Below are 24,235 nucleotides of genomic sequence, written 5' to 3'. Positions count from 1 at the left end.
TCTATGGGTTCTAATAGCCTCAAGCAGTTCGTCGTTCCGGATGCCAGAGATGAAATCGATCTATCCGAGCTTGCCAACGTCATTGTCGAGAACCGGCGTGTCATCGCGTGGTTCACTGCGGGCGCGTTGCTGATCGGTATTGCCTATGCAATTCTTGGCACGCCAGTGTACCGCGCTGAGGCGATGCTTCAGGTTGCGGATAGCTCGGACGCCCTCAACGCCAAACTAGGGGATCTGGCGTCCCTTTTTAGCGGCAAGGCGACAGCGGATGCCGAGATTCAACTGATCGGTTCCCGAGAGTTGCTCGACGATACGGTTCGTCGCCTGCACCTTGACATTGACGCGGAGCCCGATTACTTCCCTCTGATCGGAGGCTGGATTGCGCGCCAGGTCCCCGTGGGGCAACTCGCCACGCCTGTTCTCGGCTGGCGTAGTTTTGCGTGGGGAGGCGAGGATATCGACGTCGCCCGCTTCGAAGTCCCGTCGAAACTTTACGACGCGAAATTCACGCTGATCGCGGGTAACGATGGGGCGTTCGAACTAAAAGGTCCGGACGGCGACCTTGTCCTCAAAGGGCATCTTCACGATGCAGTAACCGGGATGACAGAGTACGGTCCTGTTGCATTGACGGTGACGGCACTTGTTGCGCGTCCCGGCACCAGGTTCAAGCTCGCTCGCGCGTCGACGCAGTTGACGACCGCCAAGCTGCGGGACGAGTTATCCGCGAAAGAAAATGTCAAGCAGTCAGGGATCATTTCGGTTCAACTGGATGGAGAAAACAGCGCGAAAGTGGCGCAGACCGTCAATACGATCGTGCAGGGATATGTGCAGCGCAACGTCGACTGGAAGTCCGAGCAGGCCGAACAGATGCTGAACTTCCTGAGCAGTCAGCTCCCGCAGTTGAGGAAGAATCTCGATGCGGCTGAAGGGCGCTATAACACGTTCCGTACCCAGAATGGAACCGTTGATCTTGCCGACGAGAGCCGTCTGCTCTTGCAATCCATCGTCGACACGAAGACCAGGATGCTCACGCTGCAGCAGCAGCGGGACGATTTGCTTACGAGGTTCACACCCACTCATCCTTCCGTCGCGGCGCTCGATGCCCAACTGGCCGACCTGAAACGTCAGGACGACGGGTTCGATACGAAGGTATCCGAACTTCCGGCTACGCAGCAGGCGGCCGTCCGGTTGATGCGTGACGTGGATATCAATACTGCCCTCTACACAAATCTGACGAACAGCGCTCAACAATTGCGCGTTCTCAAGGCCGGACAGCAGGGTGACGCTCACATCGTTGACTACGCGGAGGCGACGGAGAAGCCGGTCAGACCGAAGAGAGCGATCGTCATTGCTGGCGCTGCCCTATTAGGTCTTCTGGTGGGGACAGCCGTGGCGTTCGTGCGACGTTCGCTGTCCCGGGGCCTGGACAATGCGGCTGAGATCGAGCAGATCGTGGGTGCGCCAGTCTTCGCCGTTATCTCGCACAGCGATCGCCAGACTACGTTGGAGAAGCTGTCGCGCCGTGGTCAACGTGGACCGCGCGTGCTGTCGATGGTCATGCCCGACGATGTCGCGGTGGAAGCTATCCGCAGCCTGCGCACTGCCCTGCAGTTCAAGATGGCTGAAGCGCGCAGCAATGTGGTGATGATCACAGGGGTCCGCCCTGGGGGCGGTAAAACGTTTCTGTCGGTCAATCTCGCTGCCGTCCTTGTGTCAACCGGAAAGCGGGTGCTTCTGATCGATGCAGACATGCGTCGAGGTGATGTTCACCACTACCTTGGTATAGCGCCGGAGCGAGGATTTCAGGACGTCATCGCTGGAGCTGATGTGGGCGCGGTAGTGCGGCGACAGGTCCTGCCCAACCTCGATGTGCTGACGCGCGGAACGAACGCGCACTCGCCCGCCGAGCTATTGACCAGTCAGCATCTTGGCGCACTCATCGACAAGCTGTCTCACGAATACGATCTGGTGCTTCTGGATACGCCGCCTGTTCTCGCTGTCACGGACTCGGCACTGATTGGCAAACATGTCGGAATCACATTGCTTGTGATGCGTCACGGCGCGCATTCAGCGGTTGAGCTTCGCGAAACCAAACGATTGCTGAATGGGGCTGGCGTGCCGATCGACGGCATTCTGCTGAGCGATGTTCCGCAGCGTGCGTCCGCGTATGGGACGTACTCCGCTTACGAAACCGATAACGGATAGGCGAACCTGATATCCGGACGTGGCGCGCCGCGGGTGAGCGCATCGCCACCGGATTTATCATCTAACACGAAATGAACAAGAGAATTTTGCTCACGTTCGGAACCCGTCCTGAAGCCATCAAGATGGCGCCGCTCGTGAAGCAGTTAAAAGATACCGAGGGTGTCGACTGCTTCGTCTGCGTGACGGGACAGCATCGCGAAATGCTCGATCAGGTATTGACGTTGTTCGAGATCCGGCCGCATTTCGATCTGAACATCATGAAGCGCGGTCAGGATCTTTATGATGTGACGACGTCGATATTGACAGGAATGCGCGATGTGCTGAACGACAGCAGGCCGGACCTGATGCTCGTTCATGGCGATACCACGACGACGATGGCGGCTAGCCTTGCGGCGTTTTACCGGCGTATTCCTATCGGGCACGTCGAGGCGGGTCTGCGCACCGGCAATATGCTTTCGCCGTGGCCGGAGGAGGCGAACCGGACCGTGACCGGCGCCTTGGCAAACATGCATTTTGCACCGACCGAACGGGCACGTCATAACCTGCTTGCGGAAGGTGTCGCCGATGAGAACATTTCGGTGACGGGCAATACAGTCATCGATGCGCTGCTTCACGTGCGGGCGCGTCTTGAGAAAGACCAGAGCCTTGCCGCCGCGGTTGATCGTGAATTGCCGTCTCTTGCGCACGACCGGCGATTGATTCTGGTAACCGGTCATCGCAGGGAAAGTTTCGGCTCGGGCTTTGACCAGATCTGTTCCGCCTTGGCGCAGATCGCCCGCGCGCACCCTGAGGTCGACCTTGTCTATCCGGTTCATATGAATCCCGCCGTGCGCGAGCCCGTAACTCGTCTGCTGACCGGTATTCCGAACGTTCATTTGATCGAGCCGCAGGACTATCTGCCTTTTGTCCGTCTGATGGTCCGCTCGTATCTGATTCTGACCGACTCGGGCGGTGTTCAGGAGGAGGCCCCTTCGTTGGGCAAGCCGGTCCTGGTGATGCGGACCACCACAGAGCGGCAAGAAGCCGTCGACGCCGGCGTAGTGAAGCTGGTGGGAACGGATGCGCGAAGGATCGTTGATGGCGTGTCCGAGCTCTTGACCGACGCGGATAGCTATCGGGCGATGTCCCGTGGCACGAATCCCTACGGGGATGGACATGCCAGCGAGCGCATTGTCGATTCACTGATGGCCGGCTGGCTTCGGGCCCTCGCGGCTTGATGGCTGCAAGAAAGACATAAGGTTAAATGCGATATGGAATTCAATGTCATTTCGGTAGTCGGATTGGGCTACATTGGTTTGCCGACTGCCGCGGCATTTGCCGCGAGGCGCAAGCAGGTCATTGGTGTTGATGTCGATCAGAACGCGGTGGAGACGATCAACAAGGGCGAAATTCACATCATCGAGCCGGAACTCGATATGCTGGTTCACGCCGCAGTGACTCAGGGGTATCTGCGCGCGACGATGACACCCGAGCCTGCCGATGCATTCCTGATTGCAGTGCCGACGCCGTTTCGCGAAGGCAACAAGCCCGACTTGAGCTACATCCAGGCGGCGAGTCGCTCTGTTGCGGCCGTGCTGAAAAAGGGTGATCTCGTCGTCCTCGAATCGACGTCGCCGGTCGGTGCGACAGAACAGATGGCTGCATGGATGGCCGAACTGCGCCCGGACCTCAGCTTTCCGCAGCAAGCCGGAGAGAACTCCGATATTCGTGTCGCGCATTGTCCGGAGCGGGTGCTACCTGGCCACGTGATCCGGGAACTCGTCGAGAACGACCGCGTAATCGGAGGTATGACCCGTAGGTGCGGCGAGTCGGCGCGTGAGCTCTATCGGACATTCGTACACGGCGATTGCATCCTGACAGATGCTCGTACCGCCGAGATGTGCAAGCTTACCGAGAACTCGTTTCGCGACGTCAACATTGCATTTGCGAACGAGCTTTCGCTGATTTGCGACCACCTTGATATCAATGTCTGGGAACTGATCCGACTGTCCAACCGGCATCCGCGCGTGAGCATTCTGCAGCCAGGGCCTGGCGTCGGCGGCCACTGCATCGCGGTTGATCCATGGTTCATAGTCGATTCGTCGCCAGAACATGCACGCCTTATCCGCATGGCGCGCGTTGTCAACGATGACAAGCCGCACCACGTGATCGGACGCGTCGAGCGCGCGGCACGCCGTTTCAGGGAGCCCGTGATAGCGTGTCTCGGTCTGTCGTTCAAGGCCGATATCGACGATCTGCGTGAGAGCCCCGCGGTTGAAATAGTTCGTGAACTTGTGGATCGGAATATAGGGCATGTCATCGCGGTCGAACCGAACGTGACGGCATTGCCAGCAGGTCTCGATCACAAATGCGAGCTTGGCCAACTGACCGACGCGGTGAGCCGTGCTGATATTGTGGTTATTCTCGTCGACCACCTGCCTTTCCGGCGTCTCGATCCGCTGCGCTTGCACGACAAGATCGTAATTGACACGCGCGGGCTGCTATCGCAACTGCAACTGGTCAATTGAGAAGCCGGATGTCTACGAGCGAGCCGACCAGCAGTACCGCAGCCAACGGACAGACGCCCGTGTCGAAGGCGGGTTCTGGCCTCGGCCGGAATTTTGTCGCGATGGTTATCTGGCAGGTAGGCAACTATCTGGTGCCACTGGCCACATTTCCCTACCTCACACGCGTGCTTGGACCTGCACAGTTCGGCTCGCTGGCGTATGTGAATGCGATGGCGGTCTACGGTACGGTATTGACCGAATGGGGTTTCAACCTGAGCGGTCCGCGAGCGGTCATTGAGTGCCGCGACTGCCCTGAAGCGCTCAACGAACTGATCTGGTCGACTATCAGCGCCAAGGCTTGTCTGTGTCTGCTCTCGTTTGCCGTTCTTCTGATCGTGCTTCATTTCGATCGGCAAGCAGCTTTGGCAACGCACGCAGTTCTGCTGTCGTGGCTGGTCGTGATCGGCAATGTGATCACATTGAACTGGTTGCTGCAGGGGCTTGAGCGGTTTTCCCTGTTCGCCGCGATATCGCTTGCGGGGCGTTTCATTACGCTGCCTCTAGTAATCGTGTTCGTGAAAAGCGCTGACGATGTCGCCGTGGCTGTGGCGATTCAGGGCGCGGCACCGCTGCTGACGGGTTTGCTCTCGCTCGGTATCGTATGCCGACTAGGCTTGCTGCATCGGCCCCGCACCTCATGGCGCCGAATTTGGCTACGGATCAAGCAGGGCGCTGACACGTTTGTGTCAACCGCTTCGGTCAGCCTGTTTAGTGCCACGAATGCAATCATCCTCGGTTCACTTTCCGGTTCTTATCAGGTTGGGATCTATTCTGCTGCGGACAGACTGAAGACAGTCGGCAACATGATACCCGCACAGATCAACACAGTTCTTTACCCACGTGTTTCCGCACTCGTTGCGAAATGCGATCCGGTCTCGGGGCGGGCTGCGGCCAGGCTGACGGTGGTGGGAGCCATCGCGACGATAGCGACGACAGGCGCGGGTGCCGCACTGTTCATCGGCCTGGCCGGATCGCTCACGACTATCGTGCTGGGTGGTTCATACCGTGGCTCGGCCGCGGTGCTGACCTTGCTTTGTATCGCGACCTTGTTCGGGAATCTTGCGTACTTCCTTGGATTGCAAGTGCTGGTCCCCTTTGAGGCCGGATGGCGGCGCTCTCGCGTCATGCTGGCAGGCGGCGTATTGAATGTCGCGTTAGCCTTCGCCCTGGTCCCCACTTTTGGCGCCGAGGGCGCCGCCTCGGCGTTCCTGATTGCAGAGGCCGCGATTCTGGCCGTCTACCTCGTTGTGATCGTGCGCACATTGCCGTGGCGGTCCCATTTCACGCAATTGCTGAATCGTTAAGTGTCCTTCAATGTTTGACATCTATGTGATTTCATTGAGCTCGTCAGAACGACGCGAATCGATCGCGAAAGTTTTGACGGATCGGGGGGCGGCATTTCGTTTCGAGGATGCGGTCGATGGCCGCGAACTCACGGAGGCCCAGATTGATGACATTTACGACGAAGCGGCGGCCAGGGATCGCTACGGTCGTCCGTTGACGCGTGGCGAGTTGGGTTGTTTCATGAGTCACCGGTCCGCCTGGCGAAAGATCGCGGAATCGGGGCGCTCTGCCGTAGTCATCGAAGACGACGCGCTTCTGGAAGCTGTCTTTTATGAACGCGTGTTGACCGCTTCCGAGGCGCTGCTTGCATCTGCAGCCGACATCGTGCTCCTGGGCCGTTCGAAGTTGTGCCGCGCAAGCGCGGCACGGACATATCTTCAGGAACCGTTGAAGCGCTCACGAAAGATCGATGGCCTGATCGTCGGCGTTCCGTTTAAGCAATGGACTAGCGGTTCGGTTGCCTACTGGATTGCTCACGACGGCGCTCGCAAGGCGCTTGCCCATACTGAAGGCGCAATCGGTGCATTGCTCGACGACTGGCCGTGGCATCGCAGCCATGGAGGCCTGCGTGTTGCGGAGTTGCGCCCCTATGCCGCGTGGGAAGCTTTTGAAACGATGCAGAGCTCTCTTGAATCAGCGCGCAGCGTGTACGTGCGCCCACGCCCTGCATCGCATAGGGCGGCGGTTTGGCCGTTGCGCCACATGCGTACGGCGGTTCGCTGGATGATGGTGCTCGCTTTCACCGTGACAGGATCGCGCGGCAGGATGTTTGAATCGTGAACAGTTCATCACCGCTTTACGCTTTGCCGGTGCGAATCCCGGCATCGAAGGCTTGCGCGTCACCCTCGGTGGCATTTGTCTGGACCTTGGTTTTACTGGGCTTCATGTTATCTCCAGTTGCTGACTTCCTGTCGGTGTATGCGTCGCACGGAGCGCTCTCGACGAGCGCAAGCGATGCGCGCTTCTCGCTATTCTTGCGCGGGGCGATTCTGTTCGGCCTGATTATCGCGATGCTGACAGGCGGGAAGATACGGCGGTCCGGGTTGTACCTGTCGCTGCTGGTCTGTGTGGCGATCCTGTCGTCGGGTGCGGCCTATGCGCTCGACATTGCGTCGGGCCCCGAATTCGGCCAACAGTCGATCTTCGTGCTGAAAGTATTTTCGTTTTTTGTCTATTTCAGGGCGCTGTCGGAACTGGGCGACCGCAGACTCGCGAAGCTCGAGTGGTTTGTCAGGCTTGCCTTGTTGGCCTATGGAATCTGCATCGTTGCGGGCGCTGCGCTGTCGATCGAAATGTTCCGTAGCTATCAGGCCGACACGCATATCCGATCGGGTTACAAGGGTATCGTCTATGCACAGAACGAGGCGTCAGCGTTGGTAACCGTCGGTCTGGCTTTCGCGTATCTAGGAGGCTTGCGATCAGGTTGGCGGGTGCGCGAGATTCTGCTAGCCGGCATTCTCCTGGCAGCGTCGATGCTGATCGGTACAAAAGGCGCGGTGATCGGCGCACTCGGTGTGACCTGTGCGTATTTCTACGCGCGTCACAACGCGTTCAGGGCGACCGCACGCGCGGCGTTGGTACTGGGGACGCTGGCAGCCCTGGCGATTCTGGCCTATGTGACGATACCGAACATACAGCAGGCGGTCGATCTCACCCTCAACTACTTCGAGTACCAGGGTGGTCGCGCCAGCAGCGACAGACTGCTGACTATTCTATTGTCTGGCCGCAACCTGAAGTTCGCAAATGTCTGGGACGGCGTCGCGCAACACAACTACATCGCCCTGCTTACCGGCGGGTATCCCGTCACGCGCTATATGGTTGAAATCGACATTCCCGATCTGGTGCTCACTCTGGGACTGCCGGCTTTCGTCGCCTACTTCATGGCGTTGCGCGGCGCGTTTGTATATAGCGGGAAGCCGTGTTCCACGACGCGCTTTGGCAAGCTGTTCTTCTATTTGATCGTGGCAGTGGCGGCGACCGCCGGGCACGTGTTCGGCTCGGCTCTTGTAGCACCGTTTCTCGCTTTCATTGCAGTGATCGTAAAGCGCTACGCGTCTTCCGGTAGCCAACAGGGCAATCTCGATGTGGTCCGATGAAACATTGTCGCAGCGCTCCTCCCTCAACCGGGCGGTGCGTGTTTTGCACGTCGGTCCAGGCTGGGGGCAGCGTGGTGGAATTGCGTCGATGATGGGCGAACTCGAAAATCTCCAGCCACGGTTTCGAAGAGCCAATCTCGTGCTTTCCTTCTTTGAAACGCACGGGTTTCAAAGCGTCCGGAATCTGCTTGGATTTGCGTTGCTCGATCTGCCCCGTTTCATACGGGTTCTCATGCGGGACGTGGATATCGTTCATCTGCACGTTTCTGTACGGGGGTCGTTCTATCGGAAATTCGTGCTTAGTCTGCTTGCGAAGTTGACCGGGAGGAAAACGATCTTCCATCTGCATGCGGGAAATTTCGATCGATTCGAATCGCGGGCGGGGAAATTGACGCGACTATCGATTTCACGTTTTGTTCAAGGAGCGGATGCCACCGTAGCCGTGTCCAGCGCGATTGGCGAGGAATTAATCCGTCTTGGTGCGGACCCTGCGCAGTTATACGTGATTGGCAACACAGCGGGCTCGGCAGAGTTCGTCGCGGACGCGGGCTTGCCGAGACTAAAGAACGATGATGGGGGCTATCTCGCCTTTGCCGGGCGTCTGGTGGAAGGGAAAGGAATTGGCGATCTGTTGAAAGCGCTCGCTTTGCTCAGAGCAGCAGGGTGCGATGTATCGCTGAGACTGGCCGGCGATGGAGATGTGCACCATTGGCAGCGGATGGCATGTGATTTCCAGGTCGATGATCTCGTGACCTTCGTGGGATGGCTGGACGGTGACGCGAAGCTGGAGTTCTATCGCAATGCGCGAGCCTTCTGCATGCCCAGTCACTACGAATCGTTTGGAATTTCGACACTCGAGGCGATGTTTTCAGGTGTGCCGGTCATCGGTACGCGGCTCGGCGGATTTCTGGATCTGGTGGAGGAGGGGGTGACGGGCTACCTTGTCGAACCTTCGAGTCCGCAGGCGCTGGCTGCGCGCATTCGTCGTTTGATGGAGGATCCGGAACTGGCCGGACGGATGGGGAAAGCCGGACTCGCGCGGGCACGACAGTGCTATTCAACCGAAACGCTCAGCAATCTATATGTCCGTTGTTATCGCGACCTAGTGGAGCATTAGGGGAAACACATGCGTGACCGATTCAAACAATGGTACGGGTGCCTCGGGGTTGGCGCGCTATTGATTGCGCAATTGCCCGTGTGGGCTCAGGAATCAATTTCGCTCGCGCATAGCGAGTTGGGCATGTCGCGTCCCGCGGATTCGTATCAGGCGGTCTATGTCGAGGACTGGCAGGGCGGCCTGGATGCGCGCATCGGTGTTCAGGCGAATCCTGGCGACATCGCCATAGTGGACGATCCGGTCTTTCCCGGAGGCAAGGTCGTTCGGGCGAGTATCAGCCGCAATGGGAACTTCTCGCACGTCGCCAATGGCGCGCCGCGAGCAGAGTTGTTGTTTCCAAAGCCGGTCAGCTTTGTACAGGGCCAGGACTACCTGATTCGCTGGAGCACGTTTCTTCCTTCCAGCTTCGAATTCGACGACAAACAACTTGTGATTGTCACGCAGATTCATCAAGGCACGCTTGCCGGCCCGCCCACCATCGCGCTCACGATGCTCGGTAGCCGGTATGCGATCTCTGAGCGCGGTGGACTGCATCCGGAACGGGTCTCAGCCGCGAAATGGATTTGCTGCGCAGACTTCGACCGGGGCAAGTGGGTCCACTGGGCCTTGCGTTACGTTCCCGACGATTCGGGGAAGAAATCTTTGACGGAGTTATGGAAGGACGGTGTTTCCGTCTTCGCGAGCAAAGGTGCGCCGAACTCGTACCTCAACGATCAGCAAGCCTATCTAAAAATCGGGCTGTACAAGTCCGGCTGGAATTCCCAACCATCGGATGTCACACGGATTCAGGCTTTCTTTGGGCGAGTCGACGTGTCCAGACGCTCATTGTTGCCTGCAATCGGTGGAGATCAGGCACAGACTGCTAGCGTCCGCAGAGAAAGGAGTGAGGCAAATCACGAGAACCATGTCGAGAAGTAAAATGAAACGTATTGAATTATTTTCCTGCCCTTTGGACGTCGCATCGATGGATGAAACAGTCGGCTGGATATCGAAGCGCATTGCTGCCAGACAGTTTACCCAGCACGTCGTAGTCAACGTCGCCAAGCTTGTCAATATGCAATCGGATCCCGAACTGGCTGCGTCCATCAGAGATTGCGATATCGTCAATATCGACGGCATGGGGGTCGTGTGGGCGGCTCGTTTGCTCGGACACGAAGTGCCTGAACGCGTCGCCGGTGTTGATCTGTTCGACCGCCTGCTCGCGGACGCCGCGCAGAGAGGCTTCCCGGTCTTTCTCCTTGGCGCGACTGACGCGGTAGTCAAAACTGTGGCAGTACGGTGTGCGAGCCGCTATCCGGATTTCCTGCTTGCAGGCCATCACCACGGCTACTTTTGGGATGACGAGTCCGCAGTGGTCGAGAGGATTCGTGCTTCGGGAGCCCGTCTTCTATTCGTCGCAATTACGTCGCCGAAGAAGGAGAACTTCATTAATCGCTGGAAGGGGCAGCTTGGAGTGGACTTTGTCATGGGCGTCGGCGGTACATTCGATGTCGTTGCGGGTACGGTGCGCCGTGCGCCTCAGTGGATGCAGCGCAGCGGACTCGAATGGGCCTATCGCGTCGCACAGGAACCCCGGCGGATGTGGCGGCGCTATTTCGTAACGAATAACAGGTTCGCGCTGATGCTTTTAAAGGCGTGTATCGGTTCGATGTTCCAGCGCACTGCAGGTGGTCAGCGCCAGTAAGACGTCGTACCTGACGTGTGCTGTGACTGGTTCAGCGTGCCACGCGGAGGAGCTGAGCGGGGTAGCCATCTTTTTCGTGCAAAAACTAGCGCTTGCTCAATCAGCGTTCAGCACGACGCGACCCGCTTGATGCGATGAAAATTGCGGTCGAAATAGATCAAGCCGTCGCCATCCGCCCGCACGCTGATGCGCGTGGTCTTCACGAACATCACCGAGTGCGAGCCGACTTCCTTCAGATCGACGATCTCGCCTTGCAGGCTCGCGAGCGCATCGCGCAGCACCGGGACGCCGTGCGCGCCGTCGTCCCAGATCGGCCAGCCGAAGCGTTCTTCCATCGGCACCTGGGTCATCCCCGCGAAGTGGCGCGCGAGCAGTTCATGCTCGCCCGGCAGGACGTTGACGCACACGTGGCGGTTGCTCTCGAACGTGGAGTGCATCGCGCTCGAACGGTTCAGGCAGACGAGCAGGGTCGGCGGCGTGTCGGTGACGGAGCACACGGCGCTCGCGGTGACGCCGCAGCGGCCGTGCGGGCCGGCGGTCGTGATGACGTTGACGGCTGCGCACAGATGCGCCATCGCCTGGCGGAACTGCTGTTTGGCGTGCAGATGGGCGTCGTTGTCGGAAGCGGGGGACTGGGTCGGCATCGTGGTCATCGTCTGGATTCCTTGGGGCGCGGCATCGTGGGTGCTGATCTGGATTCAAGCGTAATCAATCCCGGTGCGGAAAAAAATCCGCGCGAGCGGCGCATGGGTGGGCGTCGTTCCCTACGTGTCTAAAGTTTTCCCCAATACGCCATGGGTCCTCAGTGCCCCAGTGCACATTCGAGCGGCAAGCGCATGAGCCCAACGTAAGCGACGTTTCAGGGTAACGACGATCGCCTGAAAAACCCGCAGCAGGTTGAGGTCGACGTGTCCCAGCGAGGTCATCGAGATATCCACGTGGCGGATTTTAGTGTCGGCCGCGCTCGACACGGTGCGCGAGGCGCTGCGCTACGCGGAGCATTTCGATCCGGCGGTGAGCACGCGCACGTTCCGGCTGTCGCTCTCGGACGCCGGCGAGCTGGCCTATCTGCCGCCGATTTTCGAGCCTTGCACCGGCAGGCGCCGCGCGTGAAACTGCGCATCGAGCCGTTGCCGGTCGAGGCAATCGAAGACGCGTTGCGCGCGAGCCGGCTCGATTTCGCCATCGGCAATCTGCCGACACTGACCGCGCGCACGCGGCATCAGGCGCTGTTCGAAGAGACGTATGTGTGCATGACCCGCAAACGGCGCGGCTTGCCGCGTACGAAGGAGCTGGGTCTGAAGGCGTTTCTGGACGCGTCGCACGTACAGATCACGTCGGTCGAGCACAGTCATCACGCGCTCGACGACGAATTCCGCGCGCAAGGCGTCGGGCGTCATATCGCGCTTGAACTACCGCATTTCGTCGCGTTGCCGAGCGTGCTGGCCGTCACCGATCTGTTCGCGACCCTGCCGCGTCGCCTCGCGCACATCTTCAATCGCGACGGCGGCTTCCATATCTACGAGTTGCCGGTGAACTTGCCGATCGCGGCGGTGACGATGCACTGGCATGAGCATTTCGACCAGGACGAAGGCAACGTCTGGCTGCGCAACCTGATGGGGGACATCGTGCGGCGCTTCGACGAGCATTGAGCCGCAAGCGGCGTCACGCACGCTTGAAGAGCTGGCGCGCGAGCGAACACATGAGCGTGGTGGCGGGCGATTCGTCCTGCAAACGGCGGCTCATGATGATCGGCGACGCGATGTTGACCGCCGGAATCGGCCGGTACGTGACGCCGTGCGCGCGCAAGCCTTCCACGCTTTCCGGCACGAGGCACACGCCCACTTGCGCGGCCACCAGGCCCAGCGCGGTCTGCAACTCTCTCACTTCGTGGATCGCCTTCGGCTCCAGTGCATGATCGTGCAACGCGGAGAGCTGCTGGTCGGCGTAGCTCGGGCGCGGGGTGCTCGGATAGACGATCAGCGTTTCCTGCGCCAGCGCGGCTAGCGTCAGTGGCTTCTTCTGACGCGCGAGCGGATGGTCCTGCGGCAGCGCCGCGATCATCCGTTCCTCGACGAGCACTTCGCGCGCCAGTTGCGCGTCGTCGAAACGCAGGCGGCCGAAGCCGACATCGATACGGCCGCCTTTGAGCGCGCCCAGTTGTTCGATCGTGAACATTTCGATCAACGACAGTTCGATCTGCGGCGCGGCTTCGCGAAACGCGCGGATCACGGCGGGCAGCGCGCCGTACAGCGTCGACGGCACGAAGCCGATCACGATGCGCTCGGCCAGTTGCGCTAGCCGGCGCGTAAGCGGCGCGAGTTCATCGGCCTCGTCGATCAGGCGTTTTTGCCTGCGTGTAGAAAATGCGGCCGGCTTCGGTCAGCCGCAGCGGACGCGAGCCGCGTTCGAACAGCGGCAGGCCGATGCTTTCCTCGATCTGCTGAATCTGCCGGCTCAGCGGCGGCTGTGTCATGTGCAGGCGATTCGCGGCCCGCGTGATGTTCATCTCTTCGGCGACCGCGATGAAGTAGCGGAGTTGGCGAAGTTCCATGCATGCCCCTGAGGTGTAAACGTTCTTATTGTTTTTGAATGTTGCCGTCCGTTCGCGGATAAGCGCCTTCGAGATACGGTGGCCTCAAGCGTTCCCGCTCGCATCATCGGACCGCGTGCGCCAATGGCTCATGACTGCGGTGGGCCAGCACCGCGCTCGTCCACGACGACGCCCGATTCTCTCAGGTAGTCGTCGACAGCGCTTCCTATCGTGGGATGAAAGCTTCTGTCGCCAATGATGTCCATCAGCTCGAAGCGTATGAGCTTGTCGCGAACAGGGTCCTTCATTTCGGCGAAATGCAGGCTGATGCCACGCTCGTCCAGGATTTTGCTCAGCTCCCTCAGCATGTCGGCGGAAGTCACGTCGACGCTGGTCACGGGCTCGGCCGCCACGACGACTCTGCGCACGGGCGTCGGATAGCCGGCTACCGCTTCCAGTAGACGATCCTGAAACAACTCGGCGTTCGCAAAGAAGAGTGGGGCGTCCCAGCGAAACAGCAGCAGCCCCGGAATTCTCAAAGCATGGGGATAGCGCTCCACGTCATGATAGCCGCGCAAACCTTCCACATGACCCAGAATCGCGTAATGAGGCCGCCAGCCGTCCCAGAGAAACTCGATGACCGCGATCACCACCGCCAGACAGATGCCAGGAATCGCACCGAATACCGCAACACCCGCGAAGCACGCAACCGAGAGCCAGAACTCCCACTGCTGGATGCGGTAGATACGCTTGAGGTCGGCGAATTCGAACAAGCCGAGCGCCGCGGCGATCACCACCGCGGCCAGCGCACTGGTGGGCAGATCGCGCAGCAGATTCGGCGCGGCGATCAGAAGTGTCGCGACAGCCAGCGCGCCCACCACGCCTGTCACCTGCGTGCGCGCGCCCGCTGCTTCGGCGACCGGTGTGCGCGACGCGCTGCTGCTGATCGGAAAGCCCTGAAAAAACCCGGCCGCGAGGTTCGCGGCGCCGAGGCTCACCATTTCCTGATTCGGGTCGACGCGCTGGCGCAAACGCGCGGCGAAGGTGCGCGACAACACGCTGGTGTCCGCGAAGGAGATCAGCGCCACCGCGCAGCCGCCGAGCACGATCCTGATCAGATCGGCGCCGCTTGCCCACGGCAGCACGAAAGCCGGGAGACCTTGGGGAATCTTGCCGAGCACGCTCACGCCGAGCTTGTCGAGGTTGAACATGTCGACGCACAGCGTCGCGAGCACGACGGCGATCAGCACACCTGGCACTTTCTCGTAGCGCTTGAGGAACAGGATCAGCGCGAGACATGCCGCGCCGATCGCGAAGCTGTATCCGTTGACTTGCCCGGCGGTGATCGCGCCAGCGACGCTCAGGATGGTGTTCAACGGGCCCTTTGCTTCGCTGGAGACGCCGAAGAGCCGGGGTAGCTGGCTGATCAGAACGGTGAGGGCGATGCCGTTCATGTAGCCGTAGCGAATCGGTTTGGACAGCAGTTCGGTGATGAAGCCTAGATGCAGCAGCCCCATGACGATGCAGAAGAGTCCCGAGACGACCGCCATCATGCTCGCCACCGCGATTGCGCGCTCTGGATCGCCGGCGGCAATCGATACGACGACGGCGAGGATCGGCGCGGCCAGCGCGGAGTCCGGACCCAAGACGAGAAGCCGGCTGGGCCCGAAGACGGCGTAGGCAAGCAGCGGGACGATCGTCGCGTAGAGGCCATACACGCCCGGGACGCCGGAGGCCTCGGCATAGGCGATGCCGACCGGCACCAGCATCGTGGTCAACACGAGGCCGGCCGCGATGTCCTTCGGCAGCCACGCGGCCTGGTACTCCTTGAGCATTCGCAGGCCCGGCAGCCAGCGCAGCCATCGCTGCGCGTGGTTCGCGGGATGCGCGTCGTGCGAAGTTGACCTGTCGGGTTGCATGAGTGGGCTATTTCCGTCGAATCGCGGTCACGCGGGAGAGAACATGAACGTTGTCTAACAGAAAGAATAGTGCAGACCCTGGTTAAGACAATAGGCGGTGAGATAGGCCGCGAGTGGTGGCATCGGTGGCCTGTTGAAGCATCGCGCTCATGCACGTCAGCATCACGATGACCCACGTGTTGCTTGCCGTCGATGAATTGGTCCTGACTCGACGGGGCGGCGCACGTGGCAGGCAAGGATGTCAGACCCGATATGCAGCGTAATGTCGCGTGCTATGCTTGGTCAGGCATCGGCGCTCCATGTAGCAGAAGCCTGTTCGGGTCGACAACGGAGTCAGTGCCGTGTCAAACACCGAACAGATCGGAGCAGAACGAACGGTGCACGACCGCGAGCCCGGGCATGGACTATCGTCATCTGCAACAGCGCAAGAGCATGCATGGCCGCATTGTGCAGGAGCTTGGCATGGGCATCGTCAGCGGCAAGCTGCAACCGGGCCAGCGCTTGCCGGCCGAAGCCGTGCTGTGCGAAGGCTATGGCGTGAGCCGCCCGGTATTGCGCGAGGCGACGCGCGTCCTGGCCGCGAAAGGGCTCGTCGTGTCGAAGCCGCGAGTGGGCAGTGTGGTGAGGCCGCGCGCGGACTGGCACATGCTCGATCCGGATGTGCTGTATTGGACCATCAGCAGCGTTCCGGAAGGCGAATTCTTCAGCTCGCTGCTGACCGTGCGCCGCGTCATCGAGCCCGCGGCGGCGGCGCTCGCCGCCAGCGCCGCGACCAGCGACGACCTTGCGCGTATCGCCTCCGCGTATGACCGGATGGAGCGCGCCGGAACGGCGAGCGAGCTGCTGGACCCGGACCTCGAGTTTCATCGCGCGATCATGGCGGCGACTCACAACGACATGCTCGCGTACATCGGCAATATGCTGTCGCTCGCGCTGTCGGAATCGATCAGACTGACAAGCCGTCATCCGGACACGCATGCGCTGTCGCTGCCTCGGCACAAGGCGATCCTCACCGCAATCCAGAATCGCGACCCGCTGGGCGCGCGGCATGCCAGTCTGGTCCAACTGGAAAACGCACGGGCGGATGCCGAGAGCATTCTGGAGCTTGGCATCCATCATCCGGCGTGACCGCTTGCCCGTCACGCCGGTGCTTCTCATGATCTGCTTAGATAGTATTACTATTGATGCGGCGTACCGCGCAGCCTCAAGGCGGGCAAGGGAGAGAAAAGCGGATGGAGAACTCGTTGCCCTCAAGCTCATTGCGCTGCCGCTATGAAACAGGCAATCAGCGCCGTTACTTGCTGCGTCGCGAGCGGTCACGTGCAAACCGCTGCTGCAACCGCGCCACGCCAGCCGTCACGCGCTCTCAACACCAACTCGCCGCCCGCTTCGATTGCCTTGTTGCGAACAGTATTCCCGTGCCCCTTCAAATAGTCGGACTAGTTAAGGGTATACATTGATTGAGGGTAAAAGCGCGTGATATAGGATTTTCCTCAGGGTCGTCAGGCGCACGCGCATGCACACGCGTTTTGTGGAGTGTGGTGGGGCCCCGGCACTGGCGCTTTCCTGGCCTGCGCCGTCATGCACAGCGAGTTATTCAATAACCGAGAGACTGGAGACTGACATGGCGGAAGAGCAGGAAGGCCTGGAGCAGGTGCAACGCACGCGCCGCGGATTGCTGCAAAGCGCGGGTCTCGGTGCAGCGCTCGCAATGTTCGGCGGAGCGTTGACCTCGGCGCAAGCCGCGCAGGCGAGCCCATTTCCGGAACATAAGCGCTGGAAGATCGTATTCGTGAACCACGTCACGACGAATCCGTTCTTCGTTCCCACGCAATACGGCATTCAGGATTCCACGTCCCTGCTCGGGATGGAGTATCAGTGGACCGGATCGGCCAATGCCGACATTGCCGAGATGGTGAATGCGGTCAACGCGGCGATCGCGGGCAAGGCCGACGCCATTGCCGTGCCGATCGTCGATCCCAAGGCATTCGACAAGCCGATCCAGGCGGCGCTCGACGCCGGCATTCCGGTATTCGCGTACAACGCCGACGCGCCGCAAGGCACGCCCAATCCGCGCCTCTCGTATATCGGCCAGGATCTGTATCTGTCCGGGTATCAGATGGGCGAGCGCATCGTCAGTCTCATCGATAGCGGTATGGTCGCCATCTTCATCGCGACGCCGGGGCAGCTCAACATTCAGCCTCGGCTGGACGGCGCGGTCGCCGCGATCAAGAAGTCGGGCAAGAAGATCGACGTGCAAACCATCGCGACCGGCGCGACCGTCAACGAAGAACTCTCGAAAATCAAGTCGTTCTATCTGGGCCACCAGGATGTGAAGGGCATGTTCGCCGTCGACGCCGGCAGCACCCAGGGCGTGGCCGAAGTGATGAAGGCGTCGAACCTGCCTTCGAAGGGCGTGCACGGCGGCGGCTTCGACCTGTTGCCGCGCACGGTCCAGCTGATCCATGAAGGCTTTCTGGACTTCACGATCGATCAGCAGCCCTACGTGCAGGGTTTTTACACCGTGGTTCAGGCATTCGTGTTCCTGTCCTCCGGCGGACTGGTGGGTCCGGCCAATGTCAACACGGGCCTGAAATTCGTCACGAAAGACACGGTCGAACCTTACCTGAACACGTCGACGCGCTATGAAGGCAAGAGCACCAAGCCGCAGATCGTGCCGCACTCGGGCGCAATCAAGGGATGACGTCTTCTGTGGCGGAAAAATCGAAACCTCACGAACGCCGGCGGTTATGGTCCAGACCGGTCTGGCGTTCGAGCGAGATTCGCATCTTCGCGGTTGCGCTCATCCTGTGCGCCTATTTCGAAACCGCCAATCGTGATTTTCTGCTGACGGGCGCAAGTCTGGAAAACCTGTCGCAATTCATCGCGCCGGTTGCGATCATCGCGTTTGGCGAAATCATGCTGATGATCGGCGGGGAGATCGATCTCTCCGCCGGGATGGTCTTCGCGTTCGCGCCGTTCGTCATGTATTTCGCCAACGAGGCCGGTTTGCCCGTGTGGGCCGCCGTGCTCACCGGGCTGCTCGCGGCGGCCGTGGTCGGGCTGGTCAACGGCGCGGTGACGGTGTATCTGCGCATTCCATCTTTTGTCACCACGCTCGGCACGCTCTTTTTTGTCAACGGCTTCACGCTGACGATTTCCAGAGGCACGCCGGTTTCACCGCCGGAAGGTACGCGGTTTTCGGCGATCATGGGCGCATGGGGTTACAGCGAGATCATCTGGACGCTCGTGATCGCGGGCGTCATGCATATTCTGCTGCGTCATACGCGCTGGGGCCTGCATACGATTGCAGGTGGCGCGAACCCGCTCGGCGCGAGCGAAGCCGGCATTCATGTCAAACGCCTGAAACTCGGCAACTTCATTCTCGCCGCGGTGCTCGCGGGCTTTACAGGCATTCTCGAAGCGTTCCGGATCACCTCGATCGATCCGCAGGCAGGCGGCAACCAGATCATGTTTCTGGCCGTGGCCGCAGCGGTGATCGGCGGCACGCCGCTCGCCGGCGGCTCGGGCACGATCATCGGCGGTCTGATCGGCGCGGCGGTCCTCGGCATTCTCAATGACGGATTTACGCTGATCGGCATCAACGCGTTCACCTTCAATATGATTCTCGGCGCCGCCATTCTCGCGGCGATGATCTTCAACATTCATGTGGTCCGTCTCGCGCGCAAGGGAGAGCTTTGATGTCCGAGCTTGCGCAAGCCCTGCGCGGCGAGGACATCGTCAAGCGCTTCGGCGCGGTCACGGCGCTCGACGGGGTGTCGCTGACGCTCAGGCCCGGTGAAATACTCGGCGTGCTCGGCGACAACGGCGCGGGCAAGTCGACGTTAATCAAGATTCTGACCGGCTTTCATCAGCAGACGAGCGGCAAGCTCTTCGTGCACGGCGTGGAAACCATGCTTCGCTCGGTCGATCATGCCCGCTCGCTGGGGATCGAATGCGTGTATCAGGATCTGGCGCTGGCAAACTCGCTGAGCATTTATCACAACATGTTTCTGAATCGCGAGATCATCCGGCGCGGCCCGTTCCGTTTGCTGGACAACCGCGCGATGCGCAAGCGCGCGGCGGAATGTCTCGAAGAGATCGGCGTAAACGTGCCTTCGGTCGAGCTGCCGGTCGAGCAGCTCTCCGGTGGACAGCGCCAGGCGATCGCAGTCGCGCGCGCGGTCAATTCGAACGCAAGGATTCTGCTGCTCGACGAACCGCTCGCGGCAATGGGTGCCCGCGAAGCCGGGCTCATCATCGATCTGATCTTGCGGCTCAAGGAGAAGGGCGGGCTGTCCATCATCATGATCATGCACAACTATGCGCAGACGCTCGATATCGCGGATCGCGTCATGCTGATGCAGCGCGGCCGCGTGACGTATCAGCGGGAGGCCGCGAGCACATCGGTCGCGGAGTTGATGGATATCGTGCGGCGCGAGTATCGGGCAATGCGAACCTCGGCGCAGTGACGCCGGTTCGTCAGTGATTCTGCCCGGTGCCGTCGGTTGAAAAACGCGCACAGCGAATATCCTCGTAAGCCACCATCCTCTTTCACGTCTCGTGCCGATTCGAAGGCCGTCAGCGGCATAGTCCATCCATTCGCCGTCAGCGCGAAAGTCGCCGCTCTCCCGCAACCCAAGCCCACGTCAACCTGCCGTCATCCGCCCGTTCGAACGCTTCATGCCGTCAAGGTATGGAAATAGTCTGAATGGGTGTTGGACTGCGTCGCCGGTTTGTTTCTAATATGAGCGCTCCCGGTATCGCAGTTCAGGAGAGCAAGGAATGACAGCAACACCCGTGAAGATCGAGAGCGTGGAGACGATTCTCGTCGACGTACCGACGATCCGTCCGCACCGGCTCTCGGTCGCAACGATGAACTGCCAGACGCTCGTGCTGGTGCGCGTGCGGTGCGCGGACGGCGTGGTCGGCGTGGGCGAGGGCACCACCATCGGCGGGCTCGCGTATGGCGAGGAAAGCCCGGAGAGTATCAAGGTCAACATCGACACCTATTTCGCGCCCCTGCTCAAAGGTATGGACGCGACCCGTCCGGGCGCCGCGATGGGGAAACTGCGCGAGCTGTTTCAAGGCAACCGGTTCGCGAAATCGGCGCTCGAAACCGCGTTGTTCGATGCGCAGGCGCAGCGCGTCGGCGTGCCGTTGTCGGAGCTGTTCGGCGGCTGCGTGCGCGAGTCGGTGGACGTGGCGTGGACGCTTGCGAGCGGCGATACGAAGCGTGATATCGACGAAGCCGAACGTGTGTACGAGGCGCGGCGTCATCGCGTGTTCAAGCTGAAGATCGGTTCGCGCGCAGTGGCCGACGATGTCGCGCATGTCGTGGCGATCGGGAAAGCAGTGGAAGGATATGGCGAGGTGCGGGTCGACGTGAACCAGGCATGGACCGAATCGGAAGCGATCTGGGCCGGCCGCCGTTTCGCCGATGCCGGCGTCGCGCTGATCGAGCAGCCGGTCGCCGCGAACAACCGCGCGGGTCTGAAACGTCTGACCGAGCTGGCGGACGTGCCGATCATGGCCGACGAGGCGCTGCACGGCCCGGCGGACGCGTTTGCGATTGCCAGCGCGCGCGGCGCCGATGTGTTCGCGGTGAAGATCGCGCAATCGGGCGGCCTGAGCGGCGCGGCGCAGGTGGCGGCGATCGCGTCGGCCGCGCACATCGATCTGTACGGCGGCACCATGCTGGAAGGCGCGGTGGGCACGATCGCGTCGGCGCAACTCTTCAGCACCTTCGGCGAATTGAAGTGGGGCACCGAACTGTTCGGCCCCTTGCTGTTGACCGAAGAAATTCTCACGGAGCCGTTGCGCTACGAAAACTTTGCACTGCATCTGCCGCAAGGTCCGGGCCTTGGCATCACGCTCGACTGGGACAAGATCGACCGCCTGCGGCGCGATACGCGCAAAGGCGCAAGCGTCACCGCGATTTGAAGGATCTTTGTCTGAAGACTCATTAACGGATTCACCTGCCAGCCATCCACAAGATCGAACGAAGGAGATACCCCATGAACAAGCAAGCTATCGACACGCTGTTGCAGAAGATCAACGACAGCGCCACCAGCGACGGCAATTCGCGCACCAAGCAAATCGTCAACCGGATCGTGCAGGATCTGTTCTATACGATCGAAGACCTCGACGTGCAGCCCGACGAATTCTGGACCGCGCTGAACTATCTCGGCGAAGCCGGCAAGAGCGGCGAACTGGGCCTGCTCGCCGCGGGTCTCGGCTTCGAGCATTTTCTCGATCTGCGTATGGACGAAGCGGAAGCGAAGGCCGGCATTGAAGGCGGCACGCCGCGCACGATCGAAGGGCCTTTGTACGTGGCGGGTGCGCCGGAATTCGTCGGCCACGCGCGGCTCGATGACGGCACCGACCCCGGCCAGACGCTGGTGATGCGCGGCCGTGTGTTCGGTGAAAATGGCAAGCCGTTGGCGAATGCACTGGTCGAAGTGTGGCACGCGAACCACCTCGGCAACTACTCGTACTTCGACAAGTCGCAACCGGCGTTCAATCTGCGCCGCTCGATCCGCACCGACGCCGAAGGCCAATACAGCTTCCGCAGCGTCGTGCCGGTCGGCTATAGCGTGCCGCCGCAAGGACAGACGCATCTGCTGCTCGATCAGCTCGGCCGTCATGGACATCGTCCGGCGCACATCCACTTCTTCGTTTCCGCACTGGGCTGCCGCAAGCTGACGACGCAGATCAACATCGACGGCGATCCGTATCTCTGGGACGACTTCGCGTTCGCCACGCGCGACGGTCTCGTGCCGGCCGTCAAGCAGGCGGAAGGCGCCGAAGGCAAACCGTACGGCGTGGAAGGCCAGTTCGCGCTGATCGACTTCGACTTCACGCTATTCGACGAACGCGACAATCTGCCGGGCGCCAAAGTGGAGCGTGTCCGCGCGGAAGCCTGATGCCTGGGCCGCGATAAGCGAAAACGCCTGAGCGTCCCGCAGGAATCAGCCGGGGTCTTTGTTTACCGATCACCGATCACCGATCGATCACGTCGATCACATCAATCACACGAGGAGTGCAAGCATGCTGTTTCACGTCGAAATGACCTTCAATCTGCCGACCGACATGGACGCCGGGCACGCCGCGCGCCTGAAGGCCGATGAGAAGGCAATGTCGCAAAGACTGCAGCAGGAACGCATCTGGCGGCACTTGTGGCGCATCGCGGGACGCTACGCGAACATCAGCGTGTTCGATGTAGAGAGCCCCGCGCATCTGCACGACGTGCTGAGCCAGTTGCCGCTGTTTCCGTATATGGATGTCGAGGTGCGTGCGCTGTGCCGGCATGCATCGTCGATTCGCGACGACGACCGCTGAAAACACGAGCGAAAAAGGGTGCCGCGAGCGCGGCACCTTTGCTGTCGGATGAAACGGTAACTGCGTCGAACCAATCTGCGGCCCAACGCGGCGCATCAAAAGTCAAAGATCAAAGGTCCAGCACCAGCTCCGGCGACATCGCGCGCGACACGCAGCAGCAAATCACCTTGCCGCTCGCGCGTTCCGCTTTGCTCAGGCAGTGATCGCGATGCTCGGGCGGGCCGCTCACCACGTCGATCATGCAGGTCCCGCAAACGCCTTCTCCGCAGGATGTGTCCACTTCGATGCCGATCGACGCCAACGCGGCGACGATGCTCGTGTCCTTATCCACGCGCACTTTCCATGATCTTGCCGACAAAAAAGAGCACTGCGCGAAGCAGAGCGGGGCGGCGCATGCGGGGGAGTCGCATACGCTCTGGCAGCAAGAATAAGAACTCCGGTTGGATCGGGCAAATTGATTAAAAATGGCCTCATGGATAAGCCAGCCTGATATCTGACGAACCTAATCTGCCTCGGGCGCGGCTCCCCACCGCCCGCTAGCTCCCCGCCAGGTGCCGAACCAACGCCTTCTCCGGCCTCGGCATCACGTTCAGGTCGCGCATGCACACGAGCAGCTGGCGCGACGCCCAGCTGTCGGTCAGCTCGATCGAGCGGATGCCCGGCGTGCCGCGATAGCGCTTCGCCGCCGTGGCCGGCACGATGCCGATGCCGGTGCCTTGTTCGACCATGCAGCAGATGCCATCGAACGTGCGCATGTGGGCGCGAACTCCGAGCGGCTGGCCGGTCAGCAGCGCGCGCTCGCCCAGGTAGGCCTGCAGCGCGCTGTCCGCGCTCAGGCCGATGAAATCCCGCTGCGCCACGTCCGCGAGACTGGCCCGCCGGCGCGTGGCGAGCGGGTCGTCGCGGCTTGTGATCAGCACCAGCTTGTCGACGGCGAAGGGCAGGGTCTGCAGCGCGCCGTACTCGACCGCATCGGCAATGATGCCGATCTCCGCCGCGCCGCTCAGCACCGCCTTGACCGTCTCGCTGCTCTGACGTTCTTTCAGATCGATCTGCACGTTCGGGTGATCGCGCAGAAACAAGCCGATCGCCGACGGCAGAAACTCGGTGATCGCAGCGGTGTTGGTCCATAGGCGAATGCAGGCTTTGCGCCCTTCCTGATGCTCGCCCAGTTCGCCCTGCATTCTTTCGATCTGTCCGAGCACGAGCCGCGCATGATGCGCGAGCGTATCGCCGGCTGGGGTGGACTCGACGCCGCGGCGGCCGCGTTCGAGCAGCGGCATCCCCAGGGCGTCCTCCATGCCGCGCAGCCGCGCGCTGGCCGAAGGCAATGACATGTTCGCGCGTGCCGCGCCGTGCGTGATGCTGCCGGTGTCGAGCACATACAGAAAGAGCCGGAGATCGATGAGGTCGAAGCGCATGAAAGAGGGTTTGAGTGGGTTTCAGCCTT

General features: G+C 60.9%; 19 protein-coding genes and 3 pseudogenes. 17 read left to right on the top strand and 5 right to left on the bottom strand.

Annotation, left to right across the window (positions count from 1 at the left end):
* Positions 1 to 3 precede the first annotated feature (3 nt).
* The 9 genes from PQR02_RS24700 (at position 4) to PQR02_RS24660 (ending at position 10,992) form a co-directional block, all read left to right on the top strand.
* Positions 4 to 2,205, top strand: a complete 2,202-nt coding sequence (locus PQR02_RS24700) for a polysaccharide biosynthesis tyrosine autokinase (RefSeq protein ID WP_408237207.1) — start codon at positions 4 to 6, stop codon at positions 2,203 to 2,205.
* 71 nt (positions 2,206 to 2,276) lie between these two features.
* Positions 2,277 to 3,422 carry a non-hydrolyzing UDP-N-acetylglucosamine 2-epimerase gene (wecB, locus tag PQR02_RS24695; protein WP_408237204.1) on the top strand — a complete coding sequence of 382 codons (1,146 nt, stop codon included), beginning with the start codon at positions 2,277 to 2,279 and terminating at the stop codon, positions 3,420 to 3,422.
* 33 nt (positions 3,423 to 3,455) lie between these two features.
* The gene (gene wecC, locus PQR02_RS24690; RefSeq protein WP_408237201.1) at positions 3,456 to 4,712 is read left to right on the top strand and encodes a UDP-N-acetyl-D-mannosamine dehydrogenase; all 1,257 of its coding nucleotides are present in this window, start codon (positions 3,456 to 3,458) and stop codon (positions 4,710 to 4,712) included.
* Positions 4,713 to 4,720: 8 nt separating this feature from the next.
* A complete protein-coding gene (locus PQR02_RS24685) occupies positions 4,721 to 6,055 on the top strand; it encodes a flippase (RefSeq protein ID WP_408237198.1) in 1,335 nt (444 codons plus the stop codon).
* Between the two features lie 10 nt (positions 6,056 to 6,065).
* Positions 6,066 to 6,875: a glycosyltransferase family 25 protein gene (locus tag PQR02_RS24680; protein ID WP_408237195.1), complete on the top strand. Its 810-nt coding sequence runs from the start codon at positions 6,066 to 6,068 to the stop codon at positions 6,873 to 6,875.
* 263 nt (positions 6,876 to 7,138) lie between these two features.
* Positions 7,139 to 8,191, top strand: coding sequence for an O-antigen ligase family protein (locus tag PQR02_RS24675; protein ID WP_408237192.1), 1,053 nt, complete (start codon positions 7,139 to 7,141; stop codon positions 8,189 to 8,191).
* Positions 8,178 to 9,308 carry a glycosyltransferase family 4 protein gene (locus tag PQR02_RS24670; RefSeq protein WP_408237189.1) on the top strand — a complete coding sequence of 377 codons (1,131 nt, stop codon included), beginning with the start codon at positions 8,178 to 8,180 and terminating at the stop codon, positions 9,306 to 9,308. Before PQR02_RS24675 ends, PQR02_RS24670 begins: the two co-directional genes overlap by 14 nt.
* A 9-nt stretch (positions 9,309 to 9,317) precedes the next feature.
* Complete coding sequence (locus PQR02_RS24665; RefSeq protein ID WP_408237186.1) at positions 9,318 to 10,226, top strand: heparin lyase I family protein; 909 nt, start codon at positions 9,318 to 9,320, stop codon at positions 10,224 to 10,226.
* Position 10,227: 1 nt separating this feature from the next.
* Positions 10,228 to 10,992, top strand: coding sequence for a WecB/TagA/CpsF family glycosyltransferase (locus PQR02_RS24660; protein ID WP_408237183.1), 765 nt, complete (start codon positions 10,228 to 10,230; stop codon positions 10,990 to 10,992).
* 107 nt (positions 10,993 to 11,099) lie between these two features.
* Here the strand turns inward: PQR02_RS24660 and hpaC are convergent, their stop codons facing one another.
* Entirely contained in the window at positions 11,100 to 11,636 is a 537-nt protein-coding gene (hpaC, locus tag PQR02_RS24655) for a 4-hydroxyphenylacetate 3-monooxygenase, reductase component (protein ID WP_408237321.1), read from the bottom strand.
* Positions 11,637 to 11,940: 304 nt separating this feature from the next.
* On the opposite strand from hpaC, the pseudogene PQR02_RS24650 reads away from it, so the two are divergent.
* A pseudogene (locus PQR02_RS24650) lies at positions 11,941 to 12,644 on the top strand (LysR substrate-binding domain-containing protein); the annotation flags it as partial.
* A gap of 13 nt (positions 12,645 to 12,657) precedes the next feature.
* Here PQR02_RS24650 and PQR02_RS24645 read toward each other — a convergent pair.
* Both PQR02_RS24645 and PQR02_RS24640 read right to left on the bottom strand, forming a co-directional pair.
* Positions 12,658 to 13,546 (bottom strand): annotated as a pseudogene (locus tag PQR02_RS24645) (LysR family transcriptional regulator).
* Positions 13,547 to 13,674: 128 nt separating this feature from the next.
* A complete protein-coding gene (locus PQR02_RS24640) occupies positions 13,675 to 15,444 on the bottom strand; it encodes a SulP family inorganic anion transporter (protein WP_408237180.1) in 1,770 nt (589 codons plus the stop codon).
* A gap of 399 nt (positions 15,445 to 15,843) precedes the next feature.
* On the opposite strand from PQR02_RS24640, the gene PQR02_RS24635 reads away from it, so the two are divergent.
* The 7 genes from PQR02_RS24635 to catC all read left to right on the top strand — a co-directional run bounded on the left by PQR02_RS24635 (position 15,844) and on the right by catC (position 22,785).
* Complete coding sequence (locus tag PQR02_RS24635) at positions 15,844 to 16,572, top strand: FadR/GntR family transcriptional regulator (protein ID WP_408237177.1); 729 nt, start codon at positions 15,844 to 15,846, stop codon at positions 16,570 to 16,572.
* A 496-nt stretch (positions 16,573 to 17,068) separates the two neighbouring features.
* Positions 17,069 to 18,148, top strand: a complete 1,080-nt coding sequence (locus PQR02_RS24630; RefSeq protein WP_408237174.1) for a sugar ABC transporter substrate-binding protein — start codon at positions 17,069 to 17,071, stop codon at positions 18,146 to 18,148.
* Complete coding sequence (locus tag PQR02_RS24625; RefSeq protein WP_408237171.1) at positions 18,145 to 19,146, top strand: ABC transporter permease; 1,002 nt, start codon at positions 18,145 to 18,147, stop codon at positions 19,144 to 19,146. Before PQR02_RS24630 ends, PQR02_RS24625 begins: the two co-directional genes overlap by 4 nt.
* Positions 19,146 to 19,916 carry an ATP-binding cassette domain-containing protein gene (locus PQR02_RS24620; RefSeq protein ID WP_408237168.1) on the top strand — a complete coding sequence of 257 codons (771 nt, stop codon included), beginning with the start codon at positions 19,146 to 19,148 and terminating at the stop codon, positions 19,914 to 19,916. The genes PQR02_RS24625 and PQR02_RS24620 overlap by 1 nt, the downstream gene beginning before the upstream one ends.
* Before the next feature lie 313 nt (positions 19,917 to 20,229).
* Positions 20,230 to 21,387 (top strand): muconate/chloromuconate family cycloisomerase, encoded by a 1,158-nt coding sequence (locus PQR02_RS24615; protein WP_408237165.1) that lies wholly within the window; start codon positions 20,230 to 20,232, stop codon positions 21,385 to 21,387.
* A 74-nt stretch (positions 21,388 to 21,461) separates the two neighbouring features.
* A complete protein-coding gene (gene catA / locus PQR02_RS24610; RefSeq protein WP_408237162.1) occupies positions 21,462 to 22,370 on the top strand; it encodes a catechol 1,2-dioxygenase in 909 nt (302 codons plus the stop codon).
* A 124-nt stretch (positions 22,371 to 22,494) separates the two neighbouring features.
* Positions 22,495 to 22,785 (top strand): muconolactone Delta-isomerase, encoded by a 291-nt coding sequence (catC, locus tag PQR02_RS24605; protein WP_408237159.1) that lies wholly within the window; start codon positions 22,495 to 22,497, stop codon positions 22,783 to 22,785.
* A gap of 109 nt (positions 22,786 to 22,894) precedes the next feature.
* Here catC and PQR02_RS24600 read toward each other — a convergent pair.
* Both PQR02_RS24600 and PQR02_RS24595 read right to left on the bottom strand, forming a co-directional pair.
* Positions 22,895 to 23,122: pseudogene (locus tag PQR02_RS24600) on the bottom strand (2Fe-2S iron-sulfur cluster-binding protein); the annotation flags it as partial.
* A 199-nt stretch (positions 23,123 to 23,321) separates the two neighbouring features.
* A complete protein-coding gene (locus PQR02_RS24595; RefSeq protein WP_408237156.1) occupies positions 23,322 to 24,206 on the bottom strand; it encodes a LysR family transcriptional regulator in 885 nt (294 codons plus the stop codon).
* Positions 24,207 to 24,235 lie beyond the last annotated feature (29 nt).

Origin of the sequence: Paraburkholderia sediminicola (assembly GCF_046026895.1) — a bacterium.
Taxonomy (GTDB): Bacteria; Pseudomonadota; Gammaproteobacteria; order Burkholderiales; family Burkholderiaceae; genus Paraburkholderia; species Paraburkholderia sediminicola_C.
The sequence above is the reverse complement of the archived record's forward strand: the minus strand, read 5'-3'. Positions and strand labels throughout refer to the sequence as shown.